The 16,052-nt window shown below is 74.9% G+C and carries 8 protein-coding genes; 1 reads left to right on the top strand and 7 read right to left on the bottom strand.

Features of this window, described 5'->3' with window-relative positions; all coding sequences use genetic code 11:
• Nucleotides 1-7: 7 nt before the first annotated feature.
• From AB0N63_RS11655 to AB0N63_RS11630, 6 genes are all read right to left on the bottom strand, one after another.
• Nucleotides 8-1,621 carry a succinic semialdehyde dehydrogenase gene (locus tag AB0N63_RS11655; RefSeq protein WP_365527357.1) on the bottom strand — a complete coding sequence of 538 codons (1,614 nt, stop codon included), beginning with the start codon at nt 1,619-1,621 and terminating at the stop codon, nt 8-10.
• A 750-nt stretch (nt 1,622-2,371) separates the two neighbouring features.
• Nucleotides 2,372-4,084, bottom strand: coding sequence for a protein kinase (locus AB0N63_RS11650; protein WP_365527354.1), 1,713 nt, complete (start codon nt 4,082-4,084; stop codon nt 2,372-2,374).
• Nucleotides 4,085-4,157: 73 nt separating this feature from the next.
• Nucleotides 4,158-5,828, bottom strand: a complete 1,671-nt coding sequence (locus tag AB0N63_RS11645) for a serine/threonine-protein kinase (RefSeq protein WP_365527603.1) — start codon at nt 5,826-5,828, stop codon at nt 4,158-4,160.
• Between the two features lie 146 nt (nt 5,829-5,974).
• Nucleotides 5,975-8,764: a protein kinase gene (locus AB0N63_RS11640; RefSeq protein ID WP_365527352.1), complete on the bottom strand. Its 2,790-nt coding sequence runs from the start codon at nt 8,762-8,764 to the stop codon at nt 5,975-5,977.
• Between the two features lie 176 nt (nt 8,765-8,940).
• Nucleotides 8,941-11,052 carry a serine/threonine-protein kinase gene (locus AB0N63_RS11635; protein ID WP_365527349.1) on the bottom strand — a complete coding sequence of 704 codons (2,112 nt, stop codon included), beginning with the start codon at nt 11,050-11,052 and terminating at the stop codon, nt 8,941-8,943.
• A 484-nt stretch (nt 11,053-11,536) separates the two neighbouring features.
• Entirely contained in the window at nt 11,537-13,243 is a 1,707-nt protein-coding gene (locus AB0N63_RS11630; RefSeq protein WP_365527347.1) for a glycerol-3-phosphate dehydrogenase/oxidase, read from the bottom strand.
• A 281-nt stretch (nt 13,244-13,524) separates the two neighbouring features.
• Between AB0N63_RS11630 and AB0N63_RS11625 the strand changes: the two genes are divergently transcribed.
• Nucleotides 13,525-14,733 (top strand): nucleotide sugar dehydrogenase, encoded by a 1,209-nt coding sequence (locus tag AB0N63_RS11625; protein WP_365527345.1) that lies wholly within the window; start codon nt 13,525-13,527, stop codon nt 14,731-14,733.
• Between the two features lie 187 nt (nt 14,734-14,920).
• Here AB0N63_RS11625 and AB0N63_RS11620 read toward each other — a convergent pair whose 3' ends face one another.
• Entirely contained in the window at nt 14,921-16,045 is a 1,125-nt protein-coding gene (locus AB0N63_RS11620) for a GuaB3 family IMP dehydrogenase-related protein (RefSeq protein WP_365527342.1), read from the bottom strand.
• Nucleotides 16,046-16,052 lie beyond the last annotated feature (7 nt).

The raw sequence follows: 16,052 nt of genomic DNA, 5'->3' as shown, positions 1-16,052 counted from the left end.
CCGGGATCTAGCGGAAGCGGAACGCCTTCATCACCTTCAGGCTCCGGCTCATGAACGCCGCGTACTTCTCGTCGTCCATGCCGAGCGAGGGGGCCATGGGCAGCAGCCGCTGGTGGGCGATGGTCTGGGCCTCGGTGTACTTGAGGATGCCCTCGGAGCCGTGCCGGCGGCCGAGGCCGGAGTCCTTCATGCCGCCCATCGGCGCCTGCACGCTGCCGTAGGCGGGCGCGTAGCCCTCGTTGAGGTTGACGGTGCCGGTGCGCAGCCGGGCTGCGATCTCCCGGCCGCGGCGGGCGTCGCGCGTCCAGACGGACGAGTTCAGACCGTACGGCGTGGAGTTGGCGCGCTCGACGGCCTCGTCCTCGCTGCTGAAGCGGTAGACGGAGACGACCGGGCCGAAGGTCTCCTCCGTGCACACGGACATGGGGGCCTCGACGCCTTCGAGGATGGTCGGCTCGAAGAAGAACGGGCCGACGTCGGGGCGGGCGACGCCGCCGGCCACCACCGTGGCACCTTTGGCGACGGCCTCCTCGACGTGCCGGGTGACGGTCTCCAGCTGGCGTTCGCCGACCAGGGAGCCCATGTCGGCGCCGTAGGCGAGGGCCGTGCCGAGGCGCATCGCCCTGGTCCGGGCGGCGAAGCGTTCGAGGAAGGCGTCGGCGACCGCCTCGTGGACGTACAGCCGCTCGATGGAGATGCACAGCTGGCCGGCGGAGGAGAAGCAGGCACGGACCGCGCCCGCCGCCGCCTTGTCCAGGTCGGCGTCCTCCAGCACCAGCATGGCGTTCTTGCCGCCGAGTTCGAGGGAGACCCCGACGAGCCGCGCGGCGGCGCCCTGGGCGACCTCGCGGCCGGTGCGGGTGGAGCCGGTGAAGGAGACGTAGTCGGCGTGCTTGACGATCTCCGGGCCGACGACCGGGCCGTCGCCGATGACGACCTGGAAGACCTCGGCGGGCAGTCCGGCCTCGATGAGCAGGTCGCGGGCCCACAGCGCGGTCAGACAGGTCTCGGTGTCGGGCTTCATCACCACGGCGTTGCCCGCGACGAAGGCGGGCAGCGCGTCGCCGACGGACAGTTCCAGCGGGTAGTTCCAGGGGGCGATCTGGCCGACGACGCCGCGCGGGTGGCGCAGTTCGGTGACCCGGGTCAGGGTGGGCATCGCGCCGGCGTGCCGCTTGGCCTTCAGGTACGAGGCGGCCCTGCGGCCGTAGTGCCGGGCGGCGATGGCTACGGCCTGCACCTCCTCGTGGGCGTGCAGACGGGCCTTGCCGGTCTCCAGCTGGATGAGGTCGAGAACCTCGGCCTGACGGTCGATGACCAGGTCGTGGAAGCGGAGCAGGACGGCGGCGCGCTGCCGTACCGGGGTGCGCTCCCAGGCGCCCTGGGCGGCGCGGGCGCGCTCGAAGGCGAGGGCCACGTCCTCGGGGGTGGACGCGGGCAGGTCGGCGAGCTTGTCACCGGTGAGCGGCGTGTGGTTGGCGGTGCGGCCGGAGCCGACGACGCCCTTGGTCAGCTGGGCGACCAGTTCGGGGGTCACCACGTCGGCGGCGGTTCGGGCGCCCGCCGGGGCGGGGGCCAGGGGGTTCGTGCCGGTCTTGGCCGGGGCCTGCGCGTCCGTCATGAAGCGCAGGGTATGACGTGCGCGGAGGTTTGTGTACCCGTCGGTAACGGGGTTTCACGGGCCGCCCACACGGCGCCAGTGATCACTGGCAACAAACCCGCTGATCAGCGGTCCTTCGACCCGTTCCGCACCCGCAACCGTCATGTCACGGTCTTCTCCCCGACCGGCGGCCACGTTCGTACGGCGGTACGGTTTTTGCGGCCGGGGCGGCCCCGGTGCACCCGCTCCGGGGGGGCGGCCGGCCGGCGCCCGCACCGGCTGCCGGCCGACGGCCCCCGCGCGACGCGCGACCGCCTCAGGGCTTGTCCACCTCCAGGCCCTCGTCTTCGCCACCTCGCGGCCACGCGCGGTGAAGTCGCCGTGATCGGGACCGGGGGGCGGGCGCCGCCTGCCTGTCGGCCCCGGCGGGGGCCCGCGGCGGGACGGGCGCGGCGTACGGGTTCTGCGGGCGGGGCACGCGCGGCTGCGGACTCGGCGGTTGGGGTACGAAACTCGTCGGCTGGTCGGCCTCGTGGCGCTTCCCCCTCTGTCGTTCATGGTCCATCCCTGTCGCGACCACCGCCGCACGCTCCACCGCGCGGGCCAGGCGGTCACAGACCCGTGACGTACGGCGCGCCGGACGGGCCCGCGCCCGTCCGCGCCCCCGCCCTGCCACGCCCCGCTCGCCCACGACCCTCCCGGCCGCGTCCCGCCGCGCCGCGCGCCGACGTCGCCCGCGACCGAGGACCGCACGCGCCGGGCCGGTTCGCCTCACCCCGCGGTGAACGTGTCCACCGCCACGTCGAAGTGCTCCTTCGCCTCCCGCACCTTGCCGACCGGTGCCGACACCCACACGTCGTACAGCTGCCCGTCCTGGTCCCAGCACAGGTCGTAGGTGTGCCGCGCGCCCTCCGCCGCGCTGTAGCCGTCCCAGGTGAACTCCCACAGGGCGGCCGGGTGTCCGGTGTGCGTGGCGGCGGTGACCCGGCCGTCGTGGTAGCCGGGGTTGGTGACGGGCCCCGCGGCGTCCGCGCGGCGCATCACGGCGAGCGGGCCGCCCGGCTCCGCCGCCGTCACCTTGACGCCGACGCGGAAGGTCTCCCCCGGCGACAGGTAGAAGATCCGCACCCCCTGCGGCGAGCGCGTGAAGCCGGCCGGCACGGCCAGCGTGAAGCCCGCCGGATCGCGCACCAGGCGGTACCCGGAGGGCGCCGGGGGCGCGGCCGGGACGGACCGGGTGGCGGCGGCCGGACCGGCGGGCGTCGCGGGCGACGGCGAGCGCGGTGAGGAGACCGGTGAGCGCGTGCGGGACTCGGTGCTCGCCGAGCCGCCCGACGGGCTCGCGGACGGGCTCGGGGAGGTCTGCGGCGGCGAACTCGCCGGTGCGCCGCCGCCGTCGCCGCCCCCGCTCATCAGCAGCGCCCCCGCGGACGCGCCCGCCCCGGCCAGCGCGGCCGCGATCAGCGCGGTGACCAGCATCCGCCGGGTGAACCGGGGCGCGGGGGCGCCTCGCGCGCCCGACCGGGCCGGCGGCACGGGCTCCGGGGCGCCGGACGCGGACGGCGCCCCGGCCGGCTGAGGCACGTTGCGCTGCGTCGGCGAGTACGACGCGAAGGGGGTGTTGCGGGCCGGTTGCGGCTGCTGCGGCGTGCGGCCCGACTCGAGGTAGCCGCGGAGCATGCCCTCCGCCTCGGCCGCGGTCAGCCGCCGCTGCGGATCGCGTTCCAGCAGCCCGCGCACGACGGGCAGCAGCGGTCCGGCCTGCGCGGGCGGCCGGATCTCGTCCATGACCACCGCGTGCAGGATGCCGCCCAGCGAGTCCCGGCGGAACGGGGACTCGCCGCTCAGCGCCGTGCACAGCAGCGCGCCCAGCGACCACAGGTCGGACTGCGGGCCCGTACCGGAACCGGACATCCGTTCGGGCGCGGTGTACTCGGGGGAGCCGACGAAGGAGCCGGTCTCGGTGAGTGTGGTCGCGCCCGCCACCTGCGCGATGCCGAAGTCGGTGAGGACGGCCCGCCCGGTGCCGGCCTCCAGCAGCACGTTCGCCGGTTTGATGTCGCGGTGCAGTACCCCGGCCGCGTGCGCCGTCGCCAGCGCGCTGAGCAGGGCGACGCCGATCCGGGCGGCCTCGTCGGCGGTGACCGGGCCGTGCGTGGCGATCCGGTCGGCCAGCGAGCCGCCGTCGATCAACTCCATGACGATGTAGGGGCGTTCGTCCTGTTCCACTATGTCGTGGACGACGATGACGTGCGGGTGCCGCAACTGCGCGACGGCACGGGCCTCCCGCAGTGTGCGGTCGCGCTGTTGCCGGGCCTCCTCGACGGACAGCGTCTCGTCGAACGGGAGTTCCTTGACCGCGACCTGACGGGCGAGCAGCTGGTCGGTGGCCCGCCACACGACGCCCATGCCCCCGCGCCCGATCCGGGCCTCCAGGCGGTAACGGCCCGCGATCACACGGAAGTCGTCCCCCTCGGTCACCATGAGCCCCATCATGCCGCATCGGCCGGTCGTGATCCGGGGCGGCGATCGGCCAAGGAAGAACGACGCCTTCCGGTCAGCCGGCGTCGGGCCGCCAGCTCTGCAGCACCGTCCTGAACTGCTTCTCCGTGGTCGGCCAGGTCGCGGCCGGCGAGGACATGTAGATCGCGTACTCGACGCCCTCGCGCGAGAAATACGTCTCCTCGACGGCGTGCCTGGGCCCCGGGAAGTCGGTGTCCTTGGCCAGCGCGGTCCAGGTGTACTCCCAGCGGGAGCCCGGCCGGTCGCGGAAGGTGTTCTCCTCCAGGGTGACCTGCCGGTAGTCGACCAGCCGCTGCAACTGCACGGCCAGGTCCAGCTGGTGGTCGTGCGCGCTCGGGAAGTCCGGCGAGTCGTCGATGGCGACGCGGATGAAGTGCCGGCCGCCGTCGGGCGTGTAGTCGACCTGGTGCAGAGCGGGATCGGACACCACCCGCTGCCAGTTCGCCCCGGGCACGGCGATGCTGAAGCCGTACGGGTCCTTCTTGCGCACCCAGCCGGCCGGGAGGGCGCCCGGCTCGGTCCTCTTGGTGCGGGTGGGATCGGGCGTGGCCGCCCCGGAGCGATGGGTTCCCGTGGAGCCGTCGTCCCGGCCCGCCTCCCAGGTGCGCAGCGTGAGCGCGGTGCCGCCGCCGACGAGCACGGCGAGGACCACCACGAGGGCCAGGTTGCGCAGCCGCCGGCGGCGCGTGGGCGCCGGCGCGGGGTGGGCGGCGCCCACGGCCGTCGGCACGGTGGCCGGCGGGTGCGGCGGCGTGCCCTGGACCTGAGTGGCGCCGTAACCGGCCGGACCCTGGGCGTGGCCGGGCGTGTTCCCGTTCAGGGACTGCGGGGCCGGCAGGCCGTGGCCGCCGACCGTCTGCGTCGGCACGTACATCTGCGCGTCCCGGGGCGTGCGTCCCTCGGCGGCCTCCGCGAGCAGCTGCTCGGCCACGAACACGTCCGGGCGGTGGGCGGGGTCCTTGCGCAGCAGCGCGGTGATGACCGGGGCGAGCGGGCCGGCGTACTCGGTCTCACGAGGCTCCTCGTCGACGACCGCCTGCATGGTGGTCAGCGGCGAGGTCCGGCGGAACGGCGACAGGCCCTCCACCGCCGTGTACAGCGTCGCGCCGAGCGCCCACAGGTCGGAGGCCGGGCCCGGGTCGTGGCCGCGGACCCGCTCGGGGGCCAGGTAGTCGACCGAGCCGACGACCTCCCCGGTGCGGGTGATGGTGGTGTCGCCCTCGATCTGCGCGATGCCGAAGTCGGTGAGCAGGACCCGGCCGTCCCGGCCGAGCAGCACGTTTCCGGGCTTGACGTCGCGGTGCAGCACCCCGGCGGTGTGCGCGGCGCGCAGCGCGCGCAGCACCCACAGGCCGATGCGGGCGGCCTCGGTCGGCTCCACCCGGCCCTGCTCCTTGACGGCGTCCGCCAGCGAACGGCCCTCGACCAGCTCCATCACGATCCACGGGCGGCCGTCGTGTTCGAGCACGTCGTGCACGGTGACGACGGCGGAGTGGTTGATCCGGGCGGCCGCGCGCGCCTCCGCCCTGGTGCGCGCGAGGAGGACGGCCTGGTCGCTCTCGGAGACGTAGAGCGCGGCGGTCAGCTCCTTTATCGCGACGGTGCGGCTCAGCACCTCGTCATGCGCACGCCACACCCGCCCCATGCCGCCCCGGCCGATGGAGTCGGCGAGCCGGTAGCGGCCCGCGAGGAGCTGGCCCTGCATCTGATTCACGTTTCCCCGCAATGTTCTTGTCAGGGCCAGACTAAGGATTGGCCCTCCGGCAGGGAACCGGCGGGGTGCCACGGGAACAGCACTGTGACAGTTGTCGCTTCCGGCAGTTGCGGCAAACCGGCGGACCTGCCGTGGCGTCAGCCGGTGTACCGGTAGCTGGCCGACGCCTGTTCGTACACCTTGTCCACCTTGTCGCGCTGCGTCTCGGGGCCGCGCACCTGGAGGACGTGATAGCGGCCGTCGAGGAGGATGGCGACGTTGCGCACGAACAGCTCACGCCCGCCCGCGCCGTTCCAGGTGAACTGCCCCTCGGCCATACTCTTCCCGCCCACCTGGATGGTCCGCAGCCCGGAGGAGGTGGCCCAGCTGGAGGCGCGGTAGGCCTGCAACTCGCCCTCCCGTTCCCGCTGGTACGCCATCGGGTCGCTGCCGAACTCGGCGGCGCTGTCGCGGCCGGGCACCACGATCAGCTCGAAGTCGCCCTTGGCGTACGTCACCTGGCCCTGGCCGTTCTTCGGGGTGCGGGTCCAGCCGTCGGGGACGGCGACCTGGAATCCGGCGGCGTCCTTGCGCACGGCGAACCCGTCGGCGGCGCCGGAACCGGTGGTCTGCGGCTCGGTCGAACCGGCCGAGCCCGTGGCGCCTCCCGTCGGGGTCGGCGCGGACGCGTGGCCCGTGCCGTCCCCGGACGGCGCCGGGCTCGCCTCACCGGTGGTCCCCGCACGGTCCCCGGTGGGCGCGCCGCCGCGGTCCGTGTCGTTCGCCTTCGGCATGAACAGCATCGCGTACGCGATCGCGCCGGCCAGCAGGAGCAGTACCAGCAGGAGCAGCAGACGGCCGAGGCTGCGCGGCGAACCGCCCTGCCCGCGGGCGCGCTTGTGCCGTCCGTGGTGGGCGGGCAGCCCGGCGCGCCGCCTGCGCACCAGCTCGCCGCGGCGGCGTATGACCGGCAGCCGGGCCGGGTCTGCGGGCGGCGCGGCCACCACGTGGGCACCGGCCTCCGGTTCGGGCGCGGAGCGCACCAGCGAGCGCAGCCAGCCGCCCAGCTCCTCGAAGTCCAGCCGCTCGGTGGGGTCCTGACGCAGCAGCGACTCGACGACCGGGCGCAGCGCGCCGCACTCCTCGGCGAACGCGGGCGGCTCGGAGCACACCAGCTGCACCAGCTCGGCGGTCGAGTCCTCCGGGTAGGGCGCGTGCCCCTGCACGGCCCGGAACAGCAGCGCGCCCAGCGCCCACAGGTCGGTGGCGGGGCCGATCGGCGCGGCCAGCTGCCAGTTCTCGTGCACCGGCCCGGCCTGCTCGGGCGCCCAGCGCTCGGTCACCGGCCCGACCACGGTCATCCGCGCCTGCCGCGCCCGCTCGGCGGCCAGCGCGGTCGCGGGCCCGCGCCGCGCGGCCGCGGGCCCGGCCGGGTCGTCCCAGCGGGCGGGCGGGGGGGTGGCGGCGGAGCCGCCGGGGCCCGGCGGACCGGCGGCGGGGCGGCCGCCCGGGGTGGGGCTGTGGCCCGGGGCGAGGCTCTCGCCGGGGGCCGGAACGCGGGCGGGCGGGAGCCCCCGGCCCGTCCGGGCATCGCGGGCGCCCCAGGGGTCACGGGCGTCGCGGACGTCCTCGGACGTGGCTGCGGGGAGCGCCGTACGCCCCTGGCCCGGGCCCTGCGCCTGCCCCTGCCGGTCCTCCTCGCCGGGCGAGGACGGGTCGCCGGCACCGGGCGGCGCCGCCGCGCCGTTCCAGAGGGCGGCGCGGACGCCGTACGGGTCGGCTATCCGGCCCGGCGGTGCGGTGCCGCGGTTCTCGTCCTCGGCGGGCGGCCGCGCGCCGGGCAGCGCGGTCCGCGCGCCCTGCTGCGCCTCCTGCACCCGCGCCGCCGCCCGCGCGCCCGCGCGGTACGCGGCGATCGCGCCGGCGCGCGCCGCCCGGATGTCCCCGCCGGTCTCCGGAGTGCGCCGCACCAGCTCGCCCGCGCCCTGCGCCGAGCCCTCGGCGGCCGGGGGCAGCGCACCGGCGGCCCGCGCCTCTATCGCCGCGCGGCGCGCCGCCTCGGGGTCCACCGGGGGCCCGGCCGGGCCGCCCCGCGGCGCACCGGAACCTCCGGCACCGCCCGCGCCGCCGCCGTGGCCCGCGCCCGGCCCGGGGCCGCCGTGGCCTCCGGGGCTCACGGCCCTCCCGGCCCGGCCCCCGCCGGGACCGTACACGCCCGGCGCGCCCGCCTGGCCCGCGCCCGCACCGCCGCGGTCCTCGACGCTCGTGTCCTCGTCGTCCTGCGGCGGGACCGGGTCGTAGCCGCACAGGGCCTCCTCCGCCGCGCCGACGGCCAGCCCGGTCAGCATCACCCGGCCGTCGTCGCAGACGAGGACCGTGCGGGCGGTGATGTTGCGGTGCACCCAGCCGTGGCCGTGCAGCACGCGCAGCGCCATGAGTATGTCGGAGGCGACCTCGGCCGCCCGGTACGGCGTCAGCGGCTGCTCCGCCAGCAGGGCCGCCAGCGGCCGCGCGGCCACCAGCTCGCTGGCGATCCACAGCGAACCGCCCTCGGCGAACACGTCGAAGACCTGGTCGAGCCGGGGATGGTCGGGGATGCGGGCCGCGGCCTGCGCCGCCTCCACCGCCCGCCGCACCGCCGGGTCGGCGGGCCGCCGGGTGGCCGAACCGGCCCCGCGCGCGGACGCCGCCCCTCCCCCCGTACGCGCCGGGTACCCGGTGCGCGAGGACCGCGGGGCACCGCCGTCCCGGGGCGTGAAGCCGTCGGGCAGGCCGTCCGCGTCGAGCACCTCCGCCTCGACCACCTCGGGCAACGGCACCTGCCGCAGCAGGACTTCCTGCCCGCTGTAGGTGTCGAAGGCCCGGGTCTCGGTGAGTTCGTACTCGTCGGACGGGGGCAGCGGCAGGCGGTAGCGGTCGGCGAGAACCCGGCCCGCGTAGTCGTCCACGTTGCCTCCCCCGGCCGCACCATCGGTCAAATCCGTTCGCTGTCCGCCCAGTTCCCCTTGCTCACGGACCGCAACCACTCACGATACGTGCCGGAGGCAACCCGCAAAGAGAGGATGCCGGATCTCGTGGCGGCGAAAGCGCGGACGGGGCCCGGCGGAAACCGGACCCCGGTGCCTCACTTGGCGGGTTCGAAGGACTTCGTCAGCGTCTGCCAGGTGTCCCGGCGCAGGTCGTCGTCCCAGTCGTCGGCCTTGGCCGTGTACATCAGGGCGTAGCCGTGGTGGGGGTCGGTGACGAACCCGCGGTCCACACTGCGGTACGTGGTGCCGTCGTCGACGTAGGTGAACTCCCAGTCGGCCGCGTTCCAGCCGCGGTAGCCCACCTTCTCGATCCGGATGGCCTTGTAGTGCGGCCGGACCATGGAGCGTTCCTGGTTCTTCCAGTCGGCCACCGGGTCGCTCTTGGGCGTGGACGTCCAGGCGACCAGCAGCTTCTGCCCGTCGGGGCCGGTGAACCGGTCCCCGGCGTCGGCGGCGTAGGCGTACTTCCACCCCTCGGGCAGCCCGATGGAGTACCCGTGCGGGCTCTTGTACGTCCTCGCCACGCCGTCGGCGTCACCGGCCTGATCGGAGTCCGAGCCGGAGCCGGAACCTGAGGCGTCGTCGCTCTTGCCGCCGTCGGGGCTCGCGTCGGTCGCCTCGGCCCCGGCACCGGCACCGGCCGCCCCGTCCGTGCCCTTCGCGGAGCCGGACTGCTTGCCGTCCGCGCCCTCGGCGCCGTTCCCTGCGCCCTTGGCCGTGCTCGCGGTCGCGGCGGCCGACCGGCCGGCCGCACCGCTCTTGTCGTCCTTGGAGTCCCCGCCGCCGCTGAGGGCGATGCCGAGCACGACGCCGATCACGGCGAGCGCCACGAGCACCGCGACGATCACCAGCGCGCGCCGGGGCACCACGTCGGTGAGCGGCGCCCTCGGGGCCTGCCGGGGCGGCAGGTCCAGGTCCGGCGGCGGCATCACGGGCCATCCGGAGCCGCTGCGGCCGCCCCGCGCGCCACCGCCCTTGGCGTTCGCGCCGCCGGCCGCCGCGCTCGTGGCGGGCGTCGCCGGGACTGAACCAGCGGCGCTCGCCGAAGCCGCCGCCCCGGACGCCTGCGTGCCGGGCGTCTGCGCGCCGGACGACTGCTCGGTACGGCTCGCCGCCGCGGAACCGGCCGCTCCCGCCGCCTTGCGCACCGAGCGCAGCGCGCCGCGCAGCCGGTCGGACGCCTCCGCGCCCCGCTTGCCGTCGTCGGCGGCAAAGGCGGCACCGGCCGCGGCACCGGAACGCCGGTCCTTCGCGGCGTCCTTGCCCGAGCGGCGGTCCGGCTGCGGGGGCAGCGGGACGACCTTCGTCGCCTCCGCGGGCGGCTCGGGCGCCGTCTTCGCGTCGGGCCCGGCGATGACGGCCTTGAGCATCGCCCGGGCGGCCGCGTCGTCCAGGCGCTTGGCCGGGTCCTTGTTGAGCAGGCCGTAGATGACGTCCCGCAGCGGGCCGGCGTTCTTCGGCTCCTCCAGCGGTTCGGTCATCACCGCGGTCAGTGTGGCGATCGCCGAGCCCTTGTCGTAGGGCGGCGCGCCCTCGACGGCGGCGTAGATCAGGCCGCCGAGCGACCACAGGTCGGCCGCGGGACCGGGCTTGTGACCGCGGGCGCGCTCCGGGGAGATGTAGGAGGGGGCGCCGACGAGCATGCCGGTCGAGGTGATGGACGGGTCGCCCTCGACCTGCGCGATACCGAAGTCGGTGAGCACGACCCGGCCGTCCTCGGCGATGAGCACGTTGGACGGCTTCACGTCGCGGTGCAGGATGCCCTGGCGGTGCGCCGAGCGCAGCACGTCCAGGACGGCGAGGCCGACCTCGGCGGCGCGCCTCGGCTCCAGCAGGCCGTCCTCGCGGATGACCTCGGCCAGGGACTTGCCCTCGATCAGTTCCATCACGATCCACGGCCGGTCGTCCTCGTCGACCACGTCGAAGACGGTCACCGCGCTGGTGTTGCGGATGCGCGCGATGGCCTTGGCCTCGCGCAGCGTGCGCGTGATCAGGCGCCGTTTCTCGTCCTCGTCGATGTTGGACGGGAACCGCAGTTCCTTGACCGCGACCGTCCGGCCCAGGGTCTCGTCCTCGGCCCGCCACACCGTGCCCATGCCGCCCCGGCCGAGCACGTCCCCCAACCGGTAACGCCCGGCGAGAAGACGCTCGCTGTTGTCCTGACGAGTGTCCTGACGGGATGCCCCCGCCCGCTCCGCCTCCGACATGCGTCCCCTCATGCAACCCGCCCTGACAGAGGCTCCATTGTCCCTCACCCGACAAGTGCTCCACGCCCAGGGTGTCCCTCGCGACGCCCGGTCCCGCCACCGAACGGCGCGCCCGGCACGGCGGGATGACGGGCCGTGACAACAGGTCAGCGCGGGGTGCCGACGCCGCCGGACACTTCCGCCCGTAAGGGTCCCACCTCCGTGGCGACGCCCGGAATCCGACGCGCGCCGAACACTTCTGCGCCCCGTCCCACCGACCGTGCCCCTGCCCGGAACGACACGGTACGGCCCCGACGCCGACGGGCCGGGGCGGCACGGCGACGGCCGTCCCGGTCGGCAGCGGGCGGCGGCGTGCGGGGGCGGCCGGGAGGCACGGTCGCACGGCGACCGGGCGCCCGCCGCGCCACGTCCGACGGCGGGCCGACCGCGGCCCGGCGGCCCGGGCGTGGCAGTCCTTCGGCGGTCGGCGCCGGCGGGCGGCCGGTTACAGCGGCACGATGTCCGGCGCCCCCAGGCGGGCCGCGTCCGCCGTCAGGTCGTCGGGCTGGCGCTGCGACTCGCGTTCGGCCTCCACCCGCTTCTCGTAGTGCTCGACCTCGCGCTCGATCTGGTCCGCGTCCCAGCCGAGCACCGGCGCCATCAGCTCCGCCGCCTCGCGGGCGCTGCGCGTGCCCCGGTCGAAGGTCTCGATGGATATGCGCGTACGCCGGGTCAGCACGTCGTCCAGGTGCCGGGCGCCCTCGTGCGAGGCGGCGTAGACGACCTCGGCGCGAAGGTAGTCGTCGGCGAACTGGAGGGGCGCGCCGAGGGCCGGGTCCTCGGCGATGAGGGCGAGGACCTCCGGCGCGGCCGATCCGTACCGGTTGAGCAGGTGCTCCACGCGCACCACGTGGATGCCGGTGTCGGCGGCGATCCGCGCCCGCGCGTTCCACAGTGCGCGATAGCCCTCCGCGCCGTAGAGCGGGACGTCCTCGGTGACGCAGTCGGCGACCCGCATGTCCAGGCCGTGCACGGCCTCGTCGACGGCGTCCTCCGCCATCACCCGGTACGTCGTGTACTTGCCGCCGGCGACCACCACGAGCCCGGGCGCGGGGTGGGCGACGGTGTGCTCGCGGGAGAGCTTGCTGGTGGCGTCGGACTCGCCGGCCAGCAGGGGACGCAGGCCCGCGTACACGCCCTCGACGTCGTCGCGGCCGAGCGGCACCGCCAGCACCGAGTTCACGCGCTCCAGCAGGTAGTCGATGTCGGCGCTGGAGGCGGCCGGGTGGGCCTTGTCGAGGTCCCAGTCGGTGTCGGTGGTGCCGATGATCCAGTGCCGGCCCCAGGGGATGACGAACAGGACGGACTTCTCGGTGCGCAGGATCAGGCCGGTGGTGGAGTTGATGCGGTCCTTGGGCACGACGAGGTGGACGCCCTTGGAGGCGCGGACGTGGAACTGGCCGCGCTCGCCCACCATCGCCTGGGTGTCGTCGGTCCACACCCCGGTGGCGTTGACGACCTGCTTGGCACGGATCTCGTACTCGCCGCCGCCCTCCACGTCCTGCACGCGCGCGCCGACCACCCGCTCGCCCTCGCGCAGGAAGCCCGTGACCCGCGCGCGGTTGGCGGCCTTCGCGCCGTAGGAGACCGCGGTGCGCACCAGGGTGGCGACGAAGCGGGCGTCGTCCACCTGGGCGTCGTAGTACTGCAACGCGCCCACCAGGGCGTCCTTCTTCAGACAGGGAGCGACGCGGAGGGCGTGACGGCGGCTCAGATGGCGGTGCAGGGGCAGGCCCCGCCCGTGGCCGCGGGCCATCGACATGGCGTCGTAGAGCGCGACGCCCGAACCGGCGTACACCCGCTCCCAGCCCTTGTGCTTGAGCGGGTACAGGAAGGGCACCGGCCGCACCAGATGCGGGGCGATGCGCTCCAGCAGCAGGCCGCGCTCCTTCAGTGCCTCGCGGACGAGGGCGAAGTCGAGCATCTCCAGATAGCGCAGCCCGCCGTGTATCAGTTTGCTGGAGCGGCTGGAGGTGCCCGACGCCCAGTCGCGCGCCTCCACGATGCCGGTGCTCAGGCCGCGTGTGACCGCGTCCAGGGCCGTGCCCGCTCCGACCACGCCGCCGCCCACGACCAGGATGTCCAGCTCACGCTCGGCCATTCCCGCCAGTGACTCGGCGCGCTGCGCCGGCCCCAGTGTCGCTGTCCTCACTGCTGCCTCCCGGTGTCCGTCGCGCCGGCCGCACCCTTCGGGCGAAGCCCGTCCCATCTCCCCCACGAGTCTCCCTGCCCAGAATTCTGACCGCCTTGCCCGACTTCAGCCACCAGTCGCCGCCCGCCTGTGGACAACTCGGCCCGGCACTCCGAGAAACACGCTGGTCAATCCCGCAAAACGGTCATATTTACTCCTAGTCTGACATTGCACTCGCTCGTCCTGTCCACCGGGCTTGCGGGTTCGCACCACGTCGGTTATTGGGAAGGACGGCCCACGCCATGCCCGCAGATCTCGCCGTCATCGGACTCGGTCCTCTCGGCCTGCCCCTGGCCCAGGCCGCCGTCGCCGCCGGCATCACCACGCTCGGCTACCGGACCGGGGACGAGTCGGGCCCGCTCAGCGCGGCCGAGCTGCGCCGGATGCTCTCGGGGGGCTTCCGGCCGGCCACCGACCCGGCCGAACTCGGCCGGGTGCGCACGGCGGTGATCTGCGCGCCGACGCCGCGCGGCGCGGGCGGCGGACTCGACCTGACCCAGGTGGAGGCCGCCGCCCGCGCCCTGGCGGGGCATCTGCGCCCGCACACCACCGTGATCCTGGAGTCACCAGTACTGCCGGGCACCACGGAGGAGGTCCTGTGCCCGCTGCTGGAGAAGGGCTCGGGGCTGCGCGCGGGCCGCGACTTCCACCTCGCCTACTCACCCAGCCGCGTCGATCCCGGCAACCGCGACGTCACCCCGGCCAACACGCCCAAGGTGATCGGCGGCCTCACCCCCGCCTGCACCGAGTCGGCCGCCGCCTTCTACAGCCGGCTCACCGACAAGGTGGTCCGCGCGCGCGGACTGCGCGAGGCCGAGACCGTGCAGCTGCTGGAGACCAACTACCGGCACGTCAACATCGCTCTCGTCAACGAGATGGCGGTGCTCTGCCACGACCTCGGTGTCGATCTGTGGGACGTGCTGCGCTGTGCGGAGACCAAGCCGTACGGCTTCCAGGCGTTCCGCCCCGGCCCCGGCGTCGGCGGCCACGGCCACCCCCAGGACCTCACCGGCATCGCGGGACGCGGCCTGCGCATGGTGGAACTCGCCCAGCGCGTCAACAGCCGCATGCCCCGCTACGTCGTCCAGCGCGCCGCCACCCTGCTCAACGAGCACGGCAAGTCGGCCCGGGGCGCGCGGGTGCTGCTCCTCGGCGTCACCTACAAGCCCGACCTCGCCGACCTGGAGGGCACCCCCGCCGAGGAGATCGCCGTCCGCCTCACCGGTCTCGGCGCCTCGGTCAGCTACCACGACCCGCACGTGCCCGCCTGGGAGGTCGAGGGCCGCCCGGTGCCCCGCGCGGACGCGCTCTACGAGGCGGTCGCGGACGCGGACCTCACGATCCTGCTCCAGCACCACCGCACGTACGACCTCCAGGGCCTCTCGGTCAAGGCCCAGCTCCTCCTGGACACCCGGGGCGCCGCGCCCACGGGGGCGGCGCACCGGTTGTGAAGGGGGGCGCACGGGCGCGACGGACCACCGCCGACGAGGGAGGAGGAGCGGTCTCGCCGATGGTGTGCGAGCCGGAGGCCGCCGCAGCGGTTCCTCTGTCCCCTCCCCTCACCAGCGCGGACGCCAAGAGGCCCGGCGCCCGCGGCAGCGCGGGAGCCGGGCCTCTTGGCGTGGCCCGAGTGGGTGGTCACCGCTTGTGCTGGGAGTCGGCGACCGTCACCTCGACGCGCTGGAACTCCTTCAGCTCGCTGTAGCCCGTGGTGGCCATGGCCCGGCGCAGGGCGCCGAAGAGGTTCATGGAACCGTCGGGGGTGTGCGAGGGGCCGGTGAGGACCTCCTCGAGGGTGCCCACCGTGCCGAGGTCGACCTTCTTGCCGCGCGGCAGCTCCTCGTTGACCGCCTCCATGCCCCAGTGGTGGCCCTTGCCGGGCGCGTCCGTGGCACGGGCCAGCGGGGAGCCCATCATCACCGCGTCCGCGCCGCAGGCGATCGCCTTGGGCAGGTCGCCGGACCAGCCGACGCCGCCGTCCGCGATCACGTGCACGTACCGGCCGCCGGACTCGTCCATGTAGTCGCGGCGCGCGGCGGCCACGTCGGCGACGGCCGTCGCCATCGGGACCTGGATGCCGAGCACGTTGCGCGTGGTGTGCGCGGCGCCGCCGCCGAAGCCCACCAGGACGCCGGCCGCGCCGGTGCGCATCAGGTGCAGCGCCGCCGTGTACGTGGCGCAGCCGCCGACGATCACCGGGACGTCCAGCTCGTAGATGAACTGCTTCAGGTTCAGCGGCTCCGCCGCGCCCGAGACGTGCTCGGCCGACACGGTCGTACCGCGGATGACGAAGATGTCCACGCCCGCGTCCACGACGGCCTTGGAGAACTGCGCGGTGCGCTGCGGGGACAGCGCGGCGGCGGTGACCACGCCGGAGTCGCGCACCTCCTTGATCCGCGCCCCGATCAGCTCCTCCTTGACGGGAGCGGAGTAGATCTCCTGGAGGCGGCGGGTGGCGGCCTCGGCGGGCAGCCCGGTGATCTCGTCCAGCAGCGGCTGCGGGTCCTCGTAGCGCGTCCACAGGCCTTCGAGGTTGAGCACGCCGAGGCCGCCCAGCTCGCCGATGCGGATGGCGGTGGCCGGGGAGACGACCGAGTCCATGGGGGCGGCCAGGAAGGGCAGCTCGAAGCGGTAGGCGTCGATCTGCCAGGCGATCGAGACCTCCTTCGGGTCCCGCGTACGGCGGCTGGGGACGACGGCGATGTCGTCGAAGGCGTACGCCCGGCGGCCGCGCTTGCCGCGCCCGATCTCGATCTCAGTCACGTCTGTG

This window comes from Streptomyces sp. NPDC093260, from assembly GCF_040683715.1.
Lineage (GTDB): Bacteria > Actinomycetota > Actinomycetes > Streptomycetales > Streptomycetaceae > Streptomyces > Streptomyces sennicomposti.
Note: the sequence above shows the minus strand (reverse complement) of the source record. Positions and strands in the feature narration are given on the sequence as shown.